The 20,278-nt window shown below is 72.3% G+C and carries 13 protein-coding genes; 5 read left to right on the forward strand and 8 right to left on the reverse strand.

Annotation, left to right across the window (positions count from 1 at the left end; translation table 11 throughout):
- Nucleotides 1–48: 48 nt before the first annotated feature.
- From ACZ6TD_RS28335 to ACZ6TD_RS28350, 4 genes are all read right to left on the reverse strand, one after another.
- Nucleotides 49–1,671 carry an LCP family protein gene (locus tag ACZ6TD_RS28335; RefSeq protein ID WP_471342651.1) on the reverse strand — a complete coding sequence of 541 codons (1,623 nt, stop codon included), beginning with the start codon at nucleotides 1,669–1,671 and terminating at the stop codon, nucleotides 49–51.
- Nucleotides 1,672–1,740: 69 nt separating this feature from the next.
- Complete coding sequence (locus ACZ6TD_RS28340) at nucleotides 1,741–3,432, reverse strand: LCP family protein (protein WP_471342653.1); 1,692 nt, start codon at nucleotides 3,430–3,432, stop codon at nucleotides 1,741–1,743.
- Between the two features lie 227 nt (nucleotides 3,433–3,659).
- Complete coding sequence (locus tag ACZ6TD_RS28345; protein WP_471342655.1) at nucleotides 3,660–4,778, reverse strand: LCP family protein; 1,119 nt, start codon at nucleotides 4,776–4,778, stop codon at nucleotides 3,660–3,662.
- A gap of 216 nt (nucleotides 4,779–4,994) precedes the next feature.
- Entirely contained in the window at nucleotides 4,995–5,747 is a 753-nt protein-coding gene (locus ACZ6TD_RS28350) for a TIGR03089 family protein (RefSeq protein WP_471342656.1), read from the reverse strand.
- A 128-nt stretch (nucleotides 5,748–5,875) separates the two neighbouring features.
- Between ACZ6TD_RS28350 and ACZ6TD_RS28355 the strand changes: the two genes are divergently transcribed.
- Nucleotides 5,876–7,447: a peptidoglycan recognition protein family protein gene (locus ACZ6TD_RS28355; protein WP_471342658.1), complete on the forward strand. Its 1,572-nt coding sequence runs from the start codon at nucleotides 5,876–5,878 to the stop codon at nucleotides 7,445–7,447.
- Nucleotides 7,448–7,594: 147 nt separating this feature from the next.
- The gene (manB, locus tag ACZ6TD_RS28360) at nucleotides 7,595–8,626 is read left to right on the forward strand and encodes a mannose-1-phosphate guanylyltransferase (RefSeq protein WP_471342659.1); all 1,032 of its coding nucleotides are present in this window, start codon (nucleotides 7,595–7,597) and stop codon (nucleotides 8,624–8,626) included.
- 580 nt (nucleotides 8,627–9,206) lie between these two features.
- On the opposite strand, the gene ACZ6TD_RS28365 is transcribed toward manB, so the two are convergent.
- From ACZ6TD_RS28365 to ACZ6TD_RS28380, 4 genes are all read right to left on the reverse strand, one after another.
- Complete coding sequence (locus ACZ6TD_RS28365; protein ID WP_471342661.1) at nucleotides 9,207–10,118, reverse strand: DNA-3-methyladenine glycosylase family protein; 912 nt, start codon at nucleotides 10,116–10,118, stop codon at nucleotides 9,207–9,209.
- 325 nt (nucleotides 10,119–10,443) lie between these two features.
- Nucleotides 10,444–11,850, reverse strand: a complete 1,407-nt coding sequence (locus ACZ6TD_RS28370; RefSeq protein ID WP_471342664.1) for a coenzyme F420-0:L-glutamate ligase — start codon at nucleotides 11,848–11,850, stop codon at nucleotides 10,444–10,446.
- The gene (gene cofD / locus ACZ6TD_RS28375; protein WP_344595275.1) at nucleotides 11,847–12,809 is read right to left on the reverse strand and encodes a 2-phospho-L-lactate transferase; all 963 of its coding nucleotides are present in this window, start codon (nucleotides 12,807–12,809) and stop codon (nucleotides 11,847–11,849) included. The genes ACZ6TD_RS28370 and cofD overlap by 4 nt, the downstream gene beginning before the upstream one ends.
- 48 nt (nucleotides 12,810–12,857) lie before the next feature.
- A complete protein-coding gene (locus ACZ6TD_RS28380; RefSeq protein ID WP_471342666.1) occupies nucleotides 12,858–13,379 on the reverse strand; it encodes a cysteine dioxygenase in 522 nt (173 codons plus the stop codon).
- A gap of 694 nt (nucleotides 13,380–14,073) precedes the next feature.
- On the opposite strand from ACZ6TD_RS28380, the gene ACZ6TD_RS28385 reads away from it, so the two are divergent.
- The 3 genes from ACZ6TD_RS28385 to ACZ6TD_RS28395 all read left to right on the forward strand — a co-directional run bounded on the left by ACZ6TD_RS28385 (nucleotide 14,074) and on the right by ACZ6TD_RS28395 (nucleotide 20,205).
- Nucleotides 14,074–14,337 carry a WhiB family transcriptional regulator gene (locus ACZ6TD_RS28385; RefSeq protein WP_004952403.1) on the forward strand — a complete coding sequence of 88 codons (264 nt, stop codon included), beginning with the start codon at nucleotides 14,074–14,076 and terminating at the stop codon, nucleotides 14,335–14,337.
- A 283-nt stretch (nucleotides 14,338–14,620) separates the two neighbouring features.
- Nucleotides 14,621–18,631 (forward strand): glycosyltransferase family 2 protein, encoded by a 4,011-nt coding sequence (locus ACZ6TD_RS28390; RefSeq protein ID WP_471342669.1) that lies wholly within the window; start codon nucleotides 14,621–14,623, stop codon nucleotides 18,629–18,631.
- Nucleotides 18,628–20,205, forward strand: a complete 1,578-nt coding sequence (locus tag ACZ6TD_RS28395) for a DUF5719 family protein (RefSeq protein WP_471342670.1) — start codon at nucleotides 18,628–18,630, stop codon at nucleotides 20,203–20,205. Before ACZ6TD_RS28390 ends, ACZ6TD_RS28395 begins: the two co-directional genes overlap by 4 nt.
- Nucleotides 20,206–20,278 lie beyond the last annotated feature (73 nt).

Consider the following 20,278-nt stretch of genomic DNA (forward strand, 5'->3'; position numbering starts at 1 on the left):
GGGTCCGGCCCCTCCGGCGTGCCGTGACGAGGGCGCCTTGGGGTGGCGTCAGAAGGTGTAGCCCGGGTTGATCTTCATACAGCCCTTCTCCTCGCCGTTGAGCGCGTCCGCGCTCTTGGGCGTCTTGTCGCCGTCGTCCACCGACGCCTTCGGATAGGCGGTGCCCTCGCGCCAGTCGTTGCCGACCACCAGGGTGACCTCCCGCACCGACTTCGACGACTTCACCGCGGACTTCGGCAGCTTCAGCGCCTTGGCCACGGCCAGGGCGTCGCCCTGCCGGGGCTCGTCCGGGTAGAGGACGGTGGTGTCGGCCTGCGAGATGAGCACCGTGTTCGCGGTGGCCTTGGCGTAGCCCAGCCGCGCCAGCTCGGAGGTGATGACCGCGGCCCGGCCGGAGACCGGCCCGAGGACCGTGCTGGCGGTGCCGTTCTGCACCACCACCGGGATCTGATCCTTGGGCGCGGTGGGTGCCGGGGTGGCGTCCGGCTTCTTCTTGTCCTTGCCGTCCAGGCTGATGTCGTTGCGCAGCAGCGAGAAGGTCTGCTCGGCGTCGCCCGGCTTGGGCAGCACGTACTCCCCGCCGCCGCCGTACTCCCAGGGCATGGTGATCATGGTGGTGCGCTTGGTCGGCACCCGCTTGAGGTCATTGCCCAGGTCGTACAGCTTCTTGACGGTGCCGAGGCCGTGGTCGACGGTCAGCGCGTCGGTGGCGGCCTCCGCGAGGTCCATCAGCTTGCCCGGGTCGCTGAGCTTGGTGCCCGACTTGAGCTGGCGGATCATCGACGTCATATACATGTGCTGGGCCTTGGCCCGGCCGATGTCGCTGTTGTCCTCGAAGCCGTAGCGGGTGCGCAGCCACTGGAGGGCCTGGACGCCCTTGACGTTGTGGGTGCCCTTGGTCAGCTTCAGACCGGAGCCATGGCCCTTGCTGTCATGGGAGTAGACGTTGTCGTCCACGCACACCGGGACGCCGCCGATGGCGTCCGCCATGGAGACCACTCCGGAGAAGTCGATCATCATGAAGTGATCGATGTAGACGCCGGTGAGCTCCTTCCAGGTGGCGACCGTGCAGCCCGGGCCGCCGTGCTGGAGCGACTGGTTGATGGCTCCCTCGGTCTTCGGATACACCGTGCCGTCGTGCGGATCGGTGCACTGGGGGATGGTCACCCGGGTGTCGCGCGGGATGCTGACCACCGACATGTTGCCGCGGTCGGCCGAGACGTGCACCAGCATCTGGACATCGCCCAGCGGCTTGCGGTCCGCGTCCTGCTTGGCGCCGCCCAGCTTGACGTTCTCCGCGGTGTTCCGGCTGTCGGAGCCGATGAGCAGGATGTTGAGGGGGGTCTGTCCGGCGGCGTTCGGCTCGGGCTTGCCGATCTTGCTGTCGCCGAGGTCCAGAGCCTCCTTCTTCAGATTGCCGTTCAGGTGTTCGTAGTAGAAGTATCCGGCGCCGGCCGCGCCGAGCACCAGCACGGCCAGCGTCAGGGCGGTCCAGCGCAGGATCCGCACCCCGCGGCTCCGCTTCGGCCGCCCCTGACCGCCCGCCCGGCGCCCCGCGCCGTGCGACGCGGGGCCCTCCCCTTCCGGCGGGCTGTCGTCCTCACCGTGCTCACGCGGTTCGGGAACGGTGGCCTGCCGCCCTCTTTCCCCCCGCACACCGCTCTGCCGCATCGGGCCCTCCCCGCTGTCTCTCGGTCGTCCGGCCCGATGGACGAGGGTGGATCCGCTGGCCGGCGACGGTCACTTGGCGCAGACGTCCTTGTCGTCGGCCTCAACCCTCTGAATGTCCTTCGGCGCCTTCGACGGGGCGGAGATCGGTGTGCCGGCGCCCTTGAAGTCCGCGCCCAGCGTCAAGGTCATCTCCGCCATCGGCTCGGCGTCCTTCGTGCCTTCCTTCATGGCGGAGGCGGGCAGCCCCATGCTGTCGGCCAGCCGACGCGCCTGGTCGGCCTGGTTGGGAGCGTACTCCAGGGTCGTCTTCTTCAGCTCTGACGGAGCGTTTCCGCCGTTGCTGGTGCGGGACATCCCCTCGGTGTTCTGCATCCAGTCGACGGTCTCCTGGGCGGCGCCGAACTGGCCGCTGCCGTTGAGCACCTTGACCCGGACGTCGGCGGGATCGGCCTTCGGCCCCTTGAGCCGCGCCGCCTGCTTGTCCTTGGCCGCCTTCTCCTTCTTCTTGACCTCGGTCAGCGAGACGTCCTGCCGGACCATGGAGAAGAGCGGCTCGGCCTTGGTCTTGTCGAGCAGCACGGTCGCACCGTCGGTGTTGTCGACGACCGGAACCGTCGCGAAGGTGACGTTCTTGAGATCGACCTTGCTCAGGTTCTTCCCCAGCGAGGCCAGCTTGGAGACGGTGCCGATCCCGGTGTCCACGGTGAGCGCCTTGGTGGCGGTCTGGGCCAGGTCCCACATCTTGCCCGGGCTGGAGAGCGTCCCGCTGGCCTTCATCTTGCGCATCAGCGAGCTCAGGAACTGCTGCTGGAGCTTGATCCGGTCCAGGTCGCCGCCGAAGCCGACGGCGTGCCGGGTCCGGACGAACGCCAGGGCCTGCTCGCCCTTGACCGTGTGCCGCCCCTTCTTCAGGTTCAGGTGCGACTTGGGGTCGTTGATGTCCTTGCCGAGGCAGATGTCCACCCCGCCGACCGCCGTGGACATCTCCTTGACCGCGTTGAAGTCGGCCATCATGAAGTGGTTGATGTTCAGGCCGGTGATCTTCTCCACCGTCTGCCAGGTGCAGCCGGGGTTGCGGCCCTCCTGCCCCAGACTGGTGTTGAACCGCACCTCCTCCTCACCCGGGATCGTCTTCTCCTTGCCGTCTTCCTTCACGGTGCAGTCCGGGATGTCGGTGATCATGTCGCGCGGGAAGCTCAGCACCGTCGCGTTCGACCGGTCCGCGGAGACGTGGAACAGCAGGGTGGTGTCGGCGTGGCCGACGCTGCCCGCGTCGCCGTAGCCCTCGTTCCCCTTGCCGTCCCGGCGGTCGGTGCCGATCAGCAGGATGTTCATCGGGCCGTCGGAGACCGCGGCGTTGTTCTCGCCGACGTCCACCTTGCTGATGTTGTTGTTCAGGTGCTGATAGACGAAGTACGCCGCGGCCGAACCGCCCACCAGCAGGAAGGCCAGGGTGCCGCTGCCCCAGTAGAGCGCCTTCTTCGTCTTCGACTTCTTCGGCTTCGGCTTGCGACGGCTGACCGGGCCCGTCGCCTTCTCCTTCTCCGCCTCCCGTTTGGCCGCGCGGCGGCGTCCCCTGGGCTCGGAGCCGGTGGCGTCGTCATCGCTCGATGATCTGGAGACCCGTCGCAGCTCCGTGGTGTCGTCCGCCGATGTCTCGGCGGGATTCAGCCGCAGCTCGTAGTTGCCCGTATTCGGGTCGAACACCCACTGATCGGCTGGGTCGAAGTCACCCGCCCCGCCAGGGCCTTGCGCGTCCACGGTCGCCTGTGTCCTCCGTCGGTGCCACGCGGCGCCTCCCCCTCAAGGCGCTCCATCTGTCTTCGTGCAGTGCGCGGCCACCTCGTAGAGCGCACCGGATCGCTCACACTATCCGCCCAGATCAGCGTCAAGCGACGCCGGTGACAAATTCCACTTCCCTACAACTGGGCATTCTGCCCAATCCTTATCTGATCCTTCACGAATCTTGGGCCGCCCTTATGGTCCTTTTACTCGCAGATGCCGCGCGCCGCGGTCGTCCCCTGATACCCGCTGAGGTCGGCGGCCTTCGGGCCGCCACCCGCCGACGCCGTGACGGCGTGGGACACCGGCACCGGCCGATCCAGCCGCAACTGCCGGAACAGGCGGTCGGCATCGGGTTGGACGAGCTCATCGCGGTTCTTGTTGTACGTGTAGGGCTGCCGCGGAATCGTGAGGAAGCGGATCTTGTCCCGGGGGATGTCCCGCACCCCGCGCACCAGAGCGTACAGATCTTTGAGCGAATCCAGGCCCGGATCCGTGGTCAGCGAGGACGTCGCCGCGTTGAGCACCGGATACAGCTTCGCGGGATTGAGCAGCACACCATTGCTCTGCACTTTCTTCACAAGCGAGCTCATGAACTCCTGTTGCCGGCCGATGCGCTCCGTGTCGCTGCCGTCGCCGATGCTGTACCGGGCGCGCACATAGCCCAGGGCCTGCTCGCCGTGGAGGACCTGACGGCCCGCGGGCAGCTTCAGATGCGCCTCGGCGTCGTCCACGGGCTCCTTCAGGCACATCTCCACCCCGCCGACCGCGTTCACCAGCCGCTTGAAGCCGCTGAAGTCCACGATCATGTGGTGGTCGACGCGAATCCCGGTCAGCTTCTCCACGGTGCGGATCGAACAGGCCGCGCCACCGGATTCGAACGCCCAGTTGAACTGGGCGAACCGGGCTCGGGTGCGCTTTCCGTCCGGCGCCTCGCAGGCCGGGATGTCCACCATCAGATCGCGCGGGATGGAGACGGCGGTGGCGCTTTTCCCGCCAGCCTGAAGATGCAGCAGGATCGTGGTGTCCGAGCGCTGGGTGCCGGTGTCCTTGCCGTATTTGCCGTTGCCCTTGCCGCCCCGGTTGTCGGAGCCGATCAGCAGGATGTTCTGCGCGTCCCGCACCACCGACACCGGCCGCTCGGCCTCGTACTTCTTCAGCTCGTTCGCGGTCCGGGTATCGGTGCGGATATTGCCGTCGAGGCGCTCGTAGAACCACCACCCCGCCCCGGCCACCGACAGCACCAGCACGGCCACGCCCAGCGCGAGGACGCGCGGCCAGCGGCGCCTGCGTCTCGGTGCGGGCTCAGAACTGTCGGTCGTCACGTCCGCGTCCTCCCACCCGTCTTCCGCCCGGGGGGCGGAGCGGCATCGCATGCCGGGATACCGATTAACGGAACAGACATGCGGAGCCCGCACATGGTTGTACGTATCCGTAGATCATCGCGCGGGGTGGGTGGCGCGGCCCGTGGACTCGGCCCTCGGTCCGCCGGACGGGTCAGGGGTGGGGGTGGAGGCTGGGGCCGGTCGGTGGCCGTGGCCTCAGGGCGTGGTGGCGGTGACGCGCTCGCTCTCCTTGCGCCCGGCCAGCCCCTTCTCGTCCAGCCGGTCCAGATGGCGGCAGAGCACCACCGAACCGCCGCCGGCCAGCGGCGCGTACAGCCCGTACGACAGCCCCTCCCAGGTGCCGTACGACAGCCCCGACAGGATCCGCGAACCGGGCCCGAGCCCCCGCCCGGCGGCGTCGGCGCGCGCCCGCTCCACCACCTCGGCGCTCGTCAGCTCCACGCCGCCGACGGCCAGCGCGGGCGTGTCCGGGTCCACGGGGGAGTACGGGGCGAAGCGGTCGCCCTGGCTGGGCACCTCCACGGCGTAGTCCGCGAACCCCTCCGGCAACTGGGGGAAGCGGCCGCCCAGCGGCTGAAGCGACAGCGCCACCCGCTCCCCGGAGCACTCCCGCGCCTCCTTGAGGCTGTCCGGGCCGCTGACGACGAGATCGGCGGAGGCCGGGTCGCCCCCGATGTCCACGAGGACCCCGACCGAGGAACAGGCCACCAGCCACACGGCGGTCTGCCAATGGGCGGGGAGCAGCAGTGCGCATCTGTCGCCGGGCGCCGCGGCGAGATCGTCCTGGAGGAGATTGGCGGTCTTCGCCACCCAATTGGCGAAGGTGGCCACGGAGAGTTCGACGCGTTCGCCCGTGGCGTCGTCGTAGAAGGTCACGAGCGGGCGGGAGGGGTCCGCGTCGAGCGCGGATCCCAGCAGGTCGGCAGGGGTGCGATCGGTGGCGTTCACGCGCGCAAGACTACGCGCCGAAGTTGCGGCGCGGACGGGGTCGGTGGGGTCCGGGGCACCGGACCGTCCGCGACGTGTCCGCTCTTCCGAATGGACAGGTTTGTCCCCTTATGGGGACGATTTCAATCATGCGTGCATACCTGGCATCCTCGATCGGCGTCGCGTGCACCGCCGCCCTCGCCCTTCCCCTCGCCCTGCACCCCGCCCCCGCCCACGCCCGGACCGAGCGGACCGTCGCCGCCGGCTCCACGCAGTCGCTGCCGCTGCGCCCGCTGCATTCGCCGCGCTCGCTCGTGGGTGGCGGGCTGGACCGGGGCGTGGCCGCCGGGGGCGGAGACGCCGCGGTCGAGCGGGGCGTCACCGCGTCGGGCGTACGGCCGTTCTCGCTCGTCGGCGTCGTCTGGGACCGGCCCTCCGCGGAGCTCCGCGGCCGGGTGCAGGTGCGTACCCGCGCGGTCGGCGGCGCGTGGTCGCCGTGGCGCGAGCTGCTGCCGTACGGGGACGAGGCCCCCGACCCCGACTCGCCCGAACTCCGCGGCGCACGGGCCCACGGCGGCACCGCGCCGCTGTGGGTCGGCGCCTCGGACGCCGTCCAGGCGCGGGTGCGGCCGGAACGGGCGGCGGATGCGGACGCGGGGGCGGGGGCGGCGGACGCGGGATCGGCGGCCCTGCCGTCCGGGCTGCGGCTGGAGCTGGTCGACCCGGGTGAGCCCCCGGCGCCGCCGGGGCCGGACCGGGCCGCGCTCCGCGCGCTTCCGGGGCACCCGGTGCCGACGGCGGGGGGTGGGGTGTCGGCGTCAGGGGGTGGTCTACCGGGCGCGAAGCCGACGGTGGTGGGTTCGCCGGGAAGGCCGTCCTGGGGGGCCTCCGGGCCGTCCGCGAAGCCGTCCTTGCCCCCCACGCCGTCCGCCAAACCGTCCTCGCCCCCCACGCCGTCCGCGAAGCCGGCCCCCAGACCCTCCGTATCGCCCACCAAGCCGCTGCCGTACCCCCACACCTCCACCCAGCAGCCCAACCCCACCACCGCGCCGCCCAGCGCGCTCGACGCCGAGGCCGAGGCCGAGGCCGAGGCGGCCAAGGCGAGCGCCGCCCGCTACAGCGCGCCGCGGCCCCGCATCATCACGCGCGCGGGCTGGGGCGCCGACGAGAAGATCCGCGAAACGGGCCACGTCTACAGCAAGACCGTGAAGGTCGCCTTCATCCACCACACCGTGACGGGCAACAACTACGCCTGCTCACAGGCGCCCTCCGTTTTGCGCAGTATCTACCGCTACCACGTGAAGAGCCTGGGATGGCGTGACTATGGGTACAACTTCACCATCGACAAGTGCGGGAAAATCTACGAAGGCCGCTCCGGCGGTGTGACCAAAGCCGTACGCGGGGCGCACACGCTGGGCTTCAACACCAACAGCATGGGCGTCGCTGTTCTCGGCACTTTCACCTCCAAGAAGCCCTCGGCCAAGGCCGTGAAGGCCGTCGCCAAGCTCACCGCGTGGAAACTGGGCCTCTTCAAGCGGAATCCGCGCGGTACGACGCACCTGGTGTCGGGCGGCGGCAACAAGTACAAAAAGGGCGCCAGCGTAAAGCTCCATGTGATCGCGGGTCACCGCGACGGCTTCGCCACCGAGTGCCCCGGCAAGCGTCTCTACAAGAAGCTCGGTTCGGTACGGAAGACCGCCGCCCGCCTCCAGGGGCGCTGATCAGGCGCGGTCCGGGGATCTGCATACACTGGCCGCCGACCGGCGAGCCCCAGCAGGAAGCAGAGACGATACGTGACCAATGCGCCAGCAACGCCATCGCCAGAGGCGATCCTCCTGGTCGGCGGCAAGGGAACCCGGTTGCGCCCGATGACGGTGCACACTCCCAAGCCGATGGTCCCGGCGGCCGGCGTTCCGTTTCTGACCCACCAACTCGCCCGCGCCCGCGCCGCCGGGGTCGAGCACATCGTGCTCGCCACGTCCTATCTGGCGGAGGTCTTCGAGCCGTACTTCGGTGACGGCTCCTCGCTCGGCCTGCACCTGGAGTACGTCACGGAGGAGGAACCGCTCGGCACCGGCGGGGCCATCCGCAACGTCGCCTCCCGGCTGCGCTCGGGCCCCGACGACCCGGTGCTCATCTTCAACGGCGACATCCTCACCGGCCTGGACATCCGCGCCCTCGTCGACAACCACCGCACGACGGGCGCGGATGTCTCCCTGCACCTCACCCGGGTCCCGGACCCGCGCGCGTACGGACTGGTGCCCACGGACGAACGGGGCAGGGTCACCGCCTTCCTGGAGAAGCCGCAGACCCCCGAGGAGATCGTCACCGACCAGATCAACGCGGGCGCGTACGTCTTCAACCGCTCGGTCATCGACACCATCCCCGCCGACCGCCCCGTCTCCGTGGAACGCGAGACCTTCCCCGGTCTGCTCGCGGAGGGCGCCCACCTGCAAGGCATGGTCGACTCCACGTACTGGCTCGACCTCGGCACCCCCCAAGCGTTCGTCCGCGGCTCCGCGGACCTGGTGCTGGGCCGGGCCCCCTCCCCGGCCGTGCCGGGCCGCTGCGGCGACCGCCTCGTCCTGGACAGCGCCTCGGTCGCGGTCGACGCCAAACTGACCGGCGGCACGGTGATCGGCCCCCAGGCCCGGGTGGGCGCGGGCGCGCGCATCGACGGCAGCACGGTGCTGGAGGGCGCCATCGTGGAGGAGGGCGCCCAGGTCCACGACTCCCTCGTCGGCGCCGGCGCCCGAATCGGCGCCCGCACGGTCCTCCAGGGCGCGGTGGTCGGCGACGGCGCCCTGGTCGGCCCCGACAACGAGCTCCGGGACGGCGTCCGCGTGTGGTGCGGAGCCGACATCCCAGCCGGAGCGGTCCGCTTCTCATCCGACCAGTGACGGCCTGACACCCCGCCGCCCCCAACCTCCCCGGCACCCCCTCAGCCGCCTACGGCAGGACCCCAGCACCCCGGCGGGAATCCGGCCCCTCCGGTGGGAACCCGGCCCCTTCGGTGGGAATCCGGCCCCTCCGGTGGGAACCCGGCCCCTTCGGTGGGAACCCGGCCCCTTCGGTGGGAATCCGGCCCCTCCGGCGGAATCCCAGCCCCTCCGGCGGGAACCCGGCTCCCCGGCGGGAACCCACCCATCCCCTCCGGCGGAATTGCAGCCCCTCCGGCGTTTGAGGAGCGGGGTCGGGGGCGGAGCCCTGGCCGGGGGAAGCCCCGTCTCGGCGCAACCCAGCCCCTCCGGCGCTTGAGGAGCGGGGCCCGGGGCGGAGCCCCGGCGGGGGTCGAGGGGGCGGCGCCCCATCGTTTCGGGAAGGGGCGGGGTGGGGGCTCACCGCCGGAGGCACCCACGCCCCGCACCGCCACCCACGCCCCCGCACCCGACCCCGACGCCCAGCACCCGGCACCCACGCTCCACGCCGCGCACCCGGCGACGGCAACGGCGACGGCAACGGCACCCACACCCAAGAGCCCTACATCCCCCGAAAGTCCCGCACCGCAAAGCGAGGCGCCCGCCGAGGCGGCCTACGCCCAGACAGCAAAATCAGCCGCGCCGCGCGATACCGCTGCCCCGCATAGGGCGCCAAAAGCTCAAGCATCGCCTCATCATCCACCCCCCGTTGCCCCGCAAGCGCATACCCGACAATCCCCGGCAAATGCAGATCGCCAACCGTAACCGCATCCGGCGTCCCATTACTGCGCTGCAACGTCTCCGCCGCCGTCCAGGGCCCAATACCCGGAATCAACCGCAGCCGGGCCGCGGCAGCGGCAAGGTCCATGGACGCGGCCTCCTCCAGCCGCTGAGCAACCCGGACCGCCCGCAGAATCGTCGAGGAGCGCTTGGCGTCCACGCCCGCCCGATGCCACTCCCACGACGGAATCAGCGCCCAGCCCCGCGGATCGGGCATGACCCGCATCCGCATCCCCTCCGCAGGACCGGGCGCGGGCTCGCCATGGCGCTGGAGCAGCAGCCGCCAGGCCCGGTACGCCTCGACGCCGGTGACCTTCTGCTCCAGGATCGAGGGGATCAGGGATTCCAGGACCAGCCCGGTCCGGATGAGCCGGAGGCCGGGGTGACGCCGGTGCGCCTCGTGGACGAGCCGATGGCGGGGCACGAACGCCGACGGGTCGTCGTCCGCCCCGAGAAGGGCGGGCAGACCGTCCAGCAGCCACTCAGCCCCCGGCCCCCAGGCCCGCCCCTCGATCTCCGCGCCCTTGCGTGCGATCCGTAGGGTCCCGGGCCCGGCCGGAGTCCGGCTCGCCCGCCAGAACGCGCCGTCCGCGCCGACCTGAAACGCGGGATCCCCGGGCCCTCGCTGCAGCACGCCGAGGTTACGCGCGAGGTCACAAGGCGCCGGGGGACTCCAGGTACGTCTCACACACACGCGGCCACCCTACGACCCACCGCCGCCCCACCGGGTCGGCACCCACCACACCACCGACCGCGCACCCCGCCCCACGGCGCCCCGTCACCCCCGACCACCACCGAGGCGCACCCCAGCAACCTCCCCCGCACCCGCGCTCCCACTCCGCACAACGCGCGCCCCCAACCCCCGCGCACGCGACCTCACCGCGCAACCGGTCCGCACAACCCCGGCCCCGCGCAACCCCGGCCTCGGACAACCCCGGCCCCCGACAACACCCCGGCCCCAAAGCCCCCACCGCAAACACCGCAAACACCGCAAACGCCCACCGCGCAAACACAAACACCTACCGCACCACCATGAACCCCTCCACCCCCCGCTCCGGCCGTGCCGCCGGCGGCACCGCCGCCTGACCGACCGCGACCGTGCCCATCGGGTCCCAGTCGTCCGGCAGGCCCAGAACCTCGCGCACCACCGGCCGGCAGAACATCGTGGACGACACCCACGCCGAGCCCAGCCCCTCGCCCGCCAGAGCGACCAGCAGGTTCTGCACCCCGGCCCCCGCCGCGACCACGAACATCTCGCGCTCCGCCGTGTTCCGCCGAGGATCGGGATACGTGTGGGCGCCGTCGGCGACCAGGCACGGCACCACCAGGTACGGCGCCTTGCGCAGCACATCCCCGCGCCGCACCCGCTTGGCGATGCTCTCCTCCGAGAAGCCGTCCCCGCGCAGATCGGCGATCCAGGCGTCCCGCATCGCGTCCAGCAGCCGCGTCCGTGACTCCTCCGACTCCAGCAGGACGAACCGCCACGGCGTCGTATGGTGCGGCGCCGGCGCGGTGACGGCCGCGGCGACCGCGCGCCGCACCGCCGCGCCGTCGACCGGCTCGTCGGTGAACTCCCGCACCGTACGGCGCAGCGTCACCGCCTCTCGTACGGCCTCGGAGGTACCCAGCCGGAACATGTCGTCCGCGGCCCCGCGCACCAACGCACTCGCGCCCGCATCCCCATCGACGCCTTGCCCGCCAGACCCCTCAGCCCCGTCCAGCCCCTCGAACGCCACCACCTGCGGAAGCCCGCGCAACACGGCCACCGGCAGCCCCTCGGCCTTGCCCTTGACCAGGTCACCCGCGGCGGCCAACTCGTCAGCGGTGGCGACGATGGTCGCGCTCAGCGGGTTCCCGTACGCGTCGACTCCGCCGCGCAGATCGTCCAGCACCCGCACCCCGGCCGCGCCGATGGCGACATCGGTGACCCCGGTCCGCCACGGCCGCCCGAACGTGTCGGTGACGATGACGCCGACCTCCACGCCGAGCACCTCCCGCAGCCCGGCCCGGATCGCCCGCGCCGAGGCGTCGGGGTCCTCGGGGAGCAACAGCACCGTCCCGGAAGGGGTGTTGGAGGCATCGACCCCGGCGGCGGCCATGACCAGACCGTGGCGGGTCTCGACGATCCGCGTGCGGCCGCGCCGCGCCACGACCCGCACCGTCTCGGCGTCTATGGCCGCCTCGCGGTCGGCCGCCTCGACGACGCGCCCCTCCGCCTTGCTGACGATCTTGGAGGTGACCAGCAGCACATCGCCGTGCGCGAGCCCCGGCAGACCACCCGAGGTCGCGGCGTCCGCGATCAGCTTGGCGAGGTCGTCACCGGGCCGCACCTCGGGCATCCCGGGCAGGGCCCACACCTGATACGACGGCGGCTCGCCCGACGAGCCCCTCGACGCATTCCCCGACCCGCCCCGCACCGCGCTCATCCCCGCACCTCTTCCGCCAGCGCCAGCGCCTCGGCCGCCATCGCCGCCGTGGCCTTGAGGTCCGCCATCATCAGCGGGATCGCCCGGCAGCGGATCCCGGCGGCCTCGACCTCCTCGACCGCGCCCGCGTCCACGGTGTCGACGAGCCAGCCGTCCAGCAGCCCGGAGCCGTAGTGCTTGGCGACGGCGGCGGCGGTGGACTCCACGCCGACGGCGGCGAGCACCTTGTCGGCCATGCCGCGCACGGGCGCGTCGCCCACGATGGGGGACAGGCCCACGACCGGGACCCCGGCGTCGGCGATGGCCTCGCGCACGCCGGGCACGGCGAGGATCGTGCCGACGCTGACCACCGGGTTGGACGGCGGGAAGAGGACGACATCGGCGTCGGCGATGGCCTCCAGGACGCCGGGTGCCGGTTTGGCCTGGTCGGCGCCGACGGGAACGACGGCGTGGGCGGGCACGGAGGCGCGCAGCCGCACCCAGTACTCCTGGAAGTGGACGGCCTTACGGCCTTCACCGTCAGGGTCGTCGATCAGGACGTGGGTCTCGACGCGGTCGTCCGTCATGGGCAGCAGCCGCACCCCCGGCTGCCACCGGGCGCACAGCGCCTCGGTGACGGCGCTCAGCGGATAGCCCGCGCCGATCATCTGCGTACGGACTATGTGCGTGGCGAAGTCGCGGTCGCCGAGGCCGAACCACTCGGGCCCCACCCCGTACGCCGCCAGCTCCTCCTTGACGGTGAAGGTCTCGTCGGCCCGGCCCCAGCCCTGTTCCTCGTGGATGCCACCGCCGAGGGTGTACATCACGGTATCGAGGTCGGGGCAGACCTTGAGGCCGAAGAGGTGGATGTCGTCGCCGGTGTTCCCGATGACGGTGATGTCGGCGTCCGGAGCCGCCGACATCAGACCGCGAAGGAAACGGGCGCCGCCGATACCGCCTGCCAGAACCACAATGCGCATGGGGACAGTTTGGCAGCAGCCCCGGACATCGGGGGCGTTCGGGGCGGCTCAGCCGCCGAGGGCGCCCAGCGCGTCCGCCCCGGCCCCGGCGGGCAACTCGGCGCTCTGGGTGGGGTGCGGCGGCATCTCGGTCAGCCCGGGGAAGTAGATGTGCAGGCTGACGGCCGGTTCGAGGGCGTCGTTGACCACGTCGTGCACATAACCGGGCGCGAAGACGCGCTGTGCGCCGGCGCGCAGAGTGTGCCGCGCGCCGCGCGTCCCCACCCGCTCGGTGAGCTCGCCCTGGAGCACGGTCAGCACCCCGGAGGAGCGGCCGTGGTCATGGGCCCCGCTGCCCTGTCCGGGCACCCAGCTGAGCAGCCACACCTCATAGCCGGGGCCGGTGCGCAGCCGGTGGTACCAGCGGCTGGTGGCGTCGTACTGGACGAGGGGCGCCCAGCCGTCGCGGTCGGCCGCGATGGTGCGGGCGAGGCCCGCGAAGGCGGAGACGGTGGAGGGGTGCGCGGGTACGGGCGGCAGCAGATGCGGGATGGCGAGCGGGTCACCGGCGATCTGGACGTCGCTGTTCATGCGGTGGGGTTCCTCGGCGGGAAGGGCGCGGAGAGAGCGCCGTAAGGACGCGGTGGGGCGGTAGGGGCGCGGTAAGGGCGCGAGGTGCGATCCGGGCGCGGCGCGCGGTCTCAGTACGAGACGCCGCGTGCGGAACGCGGAGAAAGCTGGAGCTCAGGAGGCATCAACAGCTCGAACAGCGACAGCGAGCCCGCACAGCGCAGCGGAACCCGTGGTCACGGGTCGGCAGGGGCGCGTGGGTCACTGACATGCGACCTAGGAGACCCGGATCGCCGCGCCGCTGTCAACTTCATCTCACGTTTCAGGTCAAGGTTCACCTCATCCGGTCGCTGTGGAGGCAGAAAGGTTTGTGCGCGCGTTGTATTGGTGACACGGCGCATCAACGCGCACCACTCCCCGCACCACCCCGCGCACTCCGCACCATCTCCCGCGCGATGCAACGGGACCGGCGCCGATGGCGTCCTCCTCAGTGAGTGAGAGGAGGGATCCCGGGCAACGGATGGGGAAGGTGTCGCGTTTAGGCCGATTTGAACACTTTCCGCGCAGCCTTGGTTCCGCAGAGTGAATAAGAGGCCCAATAGCAGATCTCGGCTTGACTGGCCCGGATCGGCACACTTGTAATTTCACTCGTGTCGTTCTGCCGCTTCACCGACGGCATCAGGCACGGGGACGCAAAGACAGACGAGGGGCGCACATGACCGAGTTGTTCCAGCAACTGCTGGTCGAAGAGGCGGACGAGGAGCTCGGTTGGCAGGAGCGCGCGCTGTGCGCCCAGACCGATCCCGAGTCGTTCTTCCCGGAAAAGGGCGGATCCACCCGTGAGGCGAAGAAGGTCTGCCTCGCCTGCGAGGTCCGTTCCGAGTGCCTCGAGTACGCCCTCGCCAACGACGAGCGCTTCGGCATCTGGGGCGGTCTGTCCGAGCGCGAGCGCCGCCGCCTGAAGAAGGCCGCCGTCTGACCCACGGCGTCTGAAGACCCGCCGTCCGACCCACGGCGTCGAGGCCCGCCAGATCCGCCGAAACCCGTCGGACCTGGCACAACCGCATGACCCGCGCTGACATATCCGCACAGTTCACGGCGGGAGTGAGCCACCGCGACCGGTCCGCCCCCGAGCCCATGGCGACGGGAGGCGGACCGGTCGCGTACACAGCCGTTAGTGTGGGGCCCCGTCCGAGACGCTCCAACGCCCCCATGGGGCGCGCGCGTCCACCGCAGTCCAGCGAACCGGGGCCCGTACCTCGATGTCCGTGCACAGCCACCCGGCGGCCCAATACCCGGCCGCCACCGCCGCGTTTGCGCCCGCTCAAGAACCGGTTCAGACACCGGCCTATCCGCGTCATGTCGTCACCGCCGTACTGGTCGCCCACGACGGCGCCCGCTGGCTGCCCGACGCGCTGTCCGGTCTGCTCGGCCAGGAGCGCCCGGTCCAGAGCGTCGTCGCGGCCGACACCGGCAGCGCCGACGACTCCGCCCGGCTGCTCACCGAGACCCTCGGCGAGGAGCGGGTGCTGCACATGGCGCGCCGCAGCGGCTTCGGCACGGCCGTCGCCGAAGCGGTCCGTACGGCCCCGGTGCTGGGCCCCGAGGAGCTCACGTACCTCAAGCGCCCCAGCGGCTGGGATCCCGTCAACCGCACCTGGCGCGATGACGCGTACGACATGCCGGAGCTGCCGCACGGCGAGCCCGTCCAGTGGCTGTGGCTGCTGCACGACGACTGCGCGCCCGAGCCCGACGCCCTGGCCGAGCTGCTGCGGGTGGTCGACGCCGAGTTCACCGCCAACCGCGAGCCCGCGATCGTAGGACCCAAGCTGCGCGGCTGGTACGACCGCCGGCAGTTGCTCGAAGTCGGCGTCAGCATCGCCCGCAGCGGCCGCCGCTGGACCGGCCTGGAGCGGCGCGAGCAGGACCAGGGCCAGCACGACCAGGTGCGTCCGGTGCTGTCGGTGTCCAGCGCGGGCATGCTGGTGCGCCGCGACGTGTGGGAGCAACTCGGCGGGTTCGACTCCCGGCTGCCCCTGATGCGCGACGACGTCGACCTGTGCTGGCGCGCCCAGGCGGCCGGGCACCAGGTGCTGGTGGCCCCGGACGCCGTACTGCGGCACGCGGAGGCGTCCGCGCGCGAGCGGCGGCCCATCGACTGCGTGGGGCGCTCCGTCGCGAACCCCCACCGCGTGGACAAGGCGGGCGCCGTCTACACCCTGCTGGTCAACACCCGGGGCGCGCTGCTGCCCTATGTGATGCTGCGGCTCCTGTTCGGCACGCTGCTGCGCACCCTGGCCTATCTCGTGGGCAAGGTGCCGGGGCAGGCACTGGACGAGGTCGCCGGTCTCTTCGGCGTGCTGCTGCGGCCGGGGCGGATCCTCGCCGCCCGTAAGCGCAGAGGCCGCCCCGAGACGGAGCCGAGCGAGCTGCGGCCGCTCTTCCCGCCTCCCGGCGCGACCGTAAGGGCGACGGTCGAGCAAGTCGCCAGCAATATGGGCGGCCGTTCCGAGCCCGAGCTGTCCTCGGGCGGGCGGCACGGCGCGGTCGAGTCCGGGCCCGGCGGCGACGACGCCGACTTCCTGGAGATCGAGCAGTTCGCCCGGCTCAAGCGGATCGCGCGCAAGCCCGGCCCGATGCTCTTCCTCGTGCTGCTGGTGGTCTCGCTGGTCGCCTGCCGGGATCTGCTGGGGGCCGGCGCGCTCGCGGGCGGGGCCCTGCTGCCCGCGCCCGCCCATGTCTCCGAGCTGTGGTCGAGCTATGTGGACGGCTGGCATCCGGTCGGCACCGGCGGGACGCAGTCCGCGCCGCCGTATCTGGCCGCCCTCGCCACGCTGGCCACGTTCTTCCTGGGCTCCACGGGCTTCACGCTGACCCTGTTGCTGGTCTGTTCGGTGCCGCTGGCCGGGTTCACCGCGTACTTCGCCTCCCGGCCGCTGGTGGAGTCCCGGCTGCTGCGCGCCTGGGGCAGCGTCGCGTACGCCTTCCTCCCGGCCGCGACCGGGGCGCTCGCGGGCGGGCGGCTCGGCACCGCCGTGCTCGCCGTACTGCTGCCGCTGATGGCCCGGGCGGCGGCCGCCGCGACCGGCTTCACCGGCAACGGGACGCGGCTGCCGAGCTGGCGGGCGACGTGGGCGTACGCACTGCTGCTGACGTTCACCATGGCCTTCACCCCGGTCGTCTGGCCGATGGCGCTCCTCCTGGGCGCCGGCGTGCTCGTGCTGCGCCACCGGCGGAGCGGCACCGAGCAGCTCATGGGGTACGGGCTGCGGTTCCTGAGCCTCGTCGTCACCCCGCTCGTCGTGCTCGCCCCCTGGTCGCTGGACCTGGTCACCGACCCGGCCCGCTTCCTCAAGGAGGCCGGGCTGGACCGCGGCGCCGGCTCCGCGTCCGCCCTGGACCTGCTCGCGCTCAGCCCCGGTGGCCCCAACGGCGGCGGCACGCTGCTGCTGCTCGGCTTCGTCCTGGCCGCGCTCGCCGCCCTGATGCGCGGGGAGCGGCAGACGGTGGTGCGCAGCGCGTGGGCCGTGGCGCTCACCGGCTTCCTCTTCGCGGCGCTCACGAGCGGCTCCGGCTGGGCCGGGCCCGCGACGCTCGTCTACGGCCTGGCGCTGCTGACCGCCGCCGTGGTCGGCGCCGAGGACGCGCGGGAGCGGGTGGCGGCACAGAGCTTCGGCTGGCGCCAGCCGGTGGCGCTGCTGATCGCGGTCGCCACGGTCGCCGCGCCGCTGTACGCCGCCGTCACCTGGATGACGGGCGGCGCGGACGGCCCGGTGGGGCGGCGCGACCCCTCGCAGGTCCCGGCCTTCGTGGCGGCCGAGAGCGCCACCGAGGACCAGGCCCGCACCCTGGTGCTCGGCGGCGACAGCAGCGCCGCCCACGCCGACTACGCCCTGGTGCGCGGCTCCGGCGCCCGGCTGGGCGACGGCGAACTCGCGGCCGCCGGCGGCTCCGACACCCGGCTCGACGGTGTGGTGGCCAATCTGATCGCGGGCTCCGGCGCCGACCAGACCCGTCAGCTCGGCGGCTACGCGGTGCGCTATGTGTACGTCCAGAAGGGCGCGCCGCCCGAGATGGAGCGGGTGCTGAACGCGACCCCGGGCCTCACTCAGCTCAGCCGGGAGCACGGCGGGGTGCTGTGGCGGGTCGACCAGCGGGTCTCGCGGGTCTCCATCGTCCCGGCCGAGTCCTCGGGCCGCCCGGCGGGCGGGGCGGCGGCCAAGCCGGTGCACGTGGCCTCCGGCCCCGTCGAGGCGCACACCACGGTCCCGGACGGCACGGCCGGGCGGGTGCTGCGGATCGCCGACCGGTCCGCGCCCGACTGGCAGGCCACGCTCGACGGCAAGCCGCTGAAGCCGACGACGGTCGACGGCTGGGCGCAGGGCTTCGAACTCCCGGCGAGCGGCGGCCGGTTGGACCTCACCTACGACACGCCCATCACGCACACCGCATGGGTGTGGGCGCAGGGGCTGCTCGCGGTCGTGCTGCTGGTGCTCGCACTGCCGGGCCGCCGCCGGAACGTCGACGACGACCTGCCGGACGCGGAGGGCGCGGCCGCCGCCGTGACCGCCGAGGACCTGGCGGGCGACGGCCGCCGGGCGCGGCGGCTGCGGGCCGCGGCGGAGGCGCAGGCGGCCCAGGCGGCACAGGACGGGGGCGCCAAGGGGCGGCCGGAGACGGACGCGGCAGCCGCGGACGCCATGCCCGGGCAGCCGGGCGGGATTCCCCCGCGGCCGGGTGAGCCGCCCATGCCGGGTGAGCCGCCCATGCCGGGTGAGCCGCCGTGGCAGCCGACCGCCGAGCCGGCCGCCACGGGCGACCCTTACGGCGACAACGCGATGGCGAACGACCCTTACGGCGACCAGACGGCCGCCGGTGACCCGTACGCGGCGGTGCCGCACCAGCAGCAGTACGGGCAGCAGTGGGACGCGCAGACGTACGCCGACGCCGGATACGGCCAGTACCCGGCCGGTCAGTACCAGGGCGAGCAGTACGCGGGGGAGCAGTACCAGGGCGAGGGCTACGCGGGCCAGTACGCCGGTGGCCAGTACCCGGCCGGTGACTACCAGGGCGGCTACCAGGACACCGGCTATCCGGCCGGCTACCAGGAGGGCCAGTACCCGGCGGACCCGTACGCGGGCCAGTACGCCGACCCTTACGGCTACGACCAGCAGCAGCCCTATGCCGACGGCGGCTACCCCCCGCAGGGCGACACGACGTACGGCGGCGCCGACCCCGAGGACCGCCGCGACGGGAGCGATCAGCAGCGATGAACCGCACCACCCTGTCCCTGATCGGCGCCGCCACGGCGCTGGCCGCCGTCACCGGCGTCGCGGCCCTCACGGGGGGCTCCTCCGACGACACGGACGCTTCCGCGAAGGCCGCCACCCGGCTGCCCGTGCAGCGCTCGACGCTGCTGTGCCCGACGCCCTCCTCCTCGGACGTGAGCAGCACCACCTACACCGCGTACACGCCCAAGCGGGACGGCGTGGACGCCAAGGACGGCACCGCCGAACTGCTGCCGGCCCAGAACTCCGCTGACGACACGACGGACCCCGGCGGCGACGGCGGTAAGGACGACGGCAAGAACGGTAAGGAGGGCAAGGACGGCGGGAAGGGCGGCCAGGCGGCCCCGGGCGGCGACAAGCCCGTGCTGCCCCTGAAGGAGCCCGGCAAGCCCGTCACCACCGAGGAGAGCAGCGCGGGTGCGCCCGCCCTCATCGGCACCGCCGACGGCCGCTTCGCGCCCGGCTGGACCGTCCAGCAGACCACCACGATCGACGCGGGCAGCGGGCGCGGCCTCCTGGGCACCGCGTGCACCGTGCCCGACACGGACTTCTGGCTCCCCGGCGTCAGCACCGACCGTAACCGTCAGGACTTCGTCCATCTGACGAACCCGGACGACGCCGCGGCCGAGGTGGACCTGAAGCTCTACGGCCCGAGCGGTCGGCTGAAGCCCTCCACGGATGAAGCGATCACGGTCCCGCCCCGCTCCACGGTCCCGGTCCTGCTCTCGACCCTCACCGACCAGCGGGCGGCCGGCGCCTCGCTCCATGTGACGGCCCGCACCGGCCGGATCGGGGCGGCCGTGCAGGCCGTGGACCAGAAGGCGGGCAGCGACTGGCTCCCGGCCTCCGCCGTGCCCTCGACGAGCGTCGCGATCCCCGGCATCCCCAAGGACGCCACCTCGGCCCGCCTGGTCGTCTTCGCGCCCGGCTCCGACGACGCGGACCTCAAGGTGCGGCTGGCCGGTCCGAACAACGCGATCACCCCGGCCGGACATGAGTCGCTGCACGTCAAGAGCGGCATGACGGCCGCGATCGACCTCGGCGACGTGACCAAGGGCGAGCCCGGCTCGCTGCTGCTCACCCCCGAGGGCGGCGAGGGCCGGGCCACACCGGTCGTGGCCGCGCTCCAGGTGACCCGGGGCAAGGGGAGCGACCAGGAGACGGCGTTCATCCCCGCGACGGCCGCGATCGAGCGCAGCGCCACCGCGGCCGACAACCGCACCAAGGGCTCCACGCTCTCCCTGGTGGCGCCGCGCGCGTCCGCCAAGGTGCGGATCACCGCCTCGGCGGGCGCCGGGGGCGGCAGCCCGGTCAGCAAGACCTACGAGGTCAAGGGCGGCACCACCAAGGCCCTGGAGCCACCGCGCCCGGCCTCGGGCAAGGGTCCGTACGCGGTGACGGTCGAGCGGCTCTCCGGCGGCCCGGTGCACGCCTCGCGGATGCTGGCGCAGTCGGAGGGCGGGGTGCCGATGTTCACGATCCAGTCGCTGCCGGACGACCGGGGCACGGTCGCGGTGCCCGAGGCGGGCCAGGACCTGTCCCTGCTCAACGACGACTAGGGCGGGGCTGGAGCCCCGGCCGCCCAGCGTTCCCGCCTGTAGGGCGCGTCCGCTGGAGGGTGTCGGGCGCGTG

The organism is Streptomyces yongxingensis (assembly GCF_055597465.1).

Bases quoted from the DNA above. Each gene is read 5' to 3' on its own strand.
- ACZ6TD_RS28335 (WP_471342651.1), bottom strand. From the start codon at position 1,671: ATGCGGCAGAGCGGTGTGCGGGGGGAAAGAGGGCGGCAGGCCACCGTT.
- ACZ6TD_RS28355 (WP_471342658.1), top strand. From the start codon at position 5,876: ATGCGTGCATACCTGGCATCCTCGATCGGCGTCGCGTGCACCGCCGCC.
- manB (WP_471342659.1), top strand. From the start codon at position 7,595: ATGACGGTGCACACTCCCAAGCCGATGGTCCCGGCGGCCGGCGTTCCG.
- ACZ6TD_RS28370 (WP_471342664.1), bottom strand. From the start codon at position 11,850: ATGAGCGCGGTGCGGGGCGGGTCGGGGAATGCGTCGAGGGGCTCGTCG.
- cofD (WP_344595275.1), bottom strand. From the start codon at position 12,809: ATGCGCATTGTGGTTCTGGCAGGCGGTATCGGCGGCGCCCGTTTCCTT.
- ACZ6TD_RS28380 (WP_471342666.1), bottom strand. From the start codon at position 13,379: ATGAACAGCGACGTCCAGATCGCCGGTGACCCGCTCGCCATCCCGCAT.
- ACZ6TD_RS28385 (WP_004952403.1), top strand. From the start codon at position 14,074: ATGACCGAGTTGTTCCAGCAACTGCTGGTCGAAGAGGCGGACGAGGAG.
- ACZ6TD_RS28390 (WP_471342669.1), top strand. From the start codon at position 14,621: ATGTCCGTGCACAGCCACCCGGCGGCCCAATACCCGGCCGCCACCGCC.
- ACZ6TD_RS28395 (WP_471342670.1), top strand. From the start codon at position 18,628: ATGAACCGCACCACCCTGTCCCTGATCGGCGCCGCCACGGCGCTGGCC.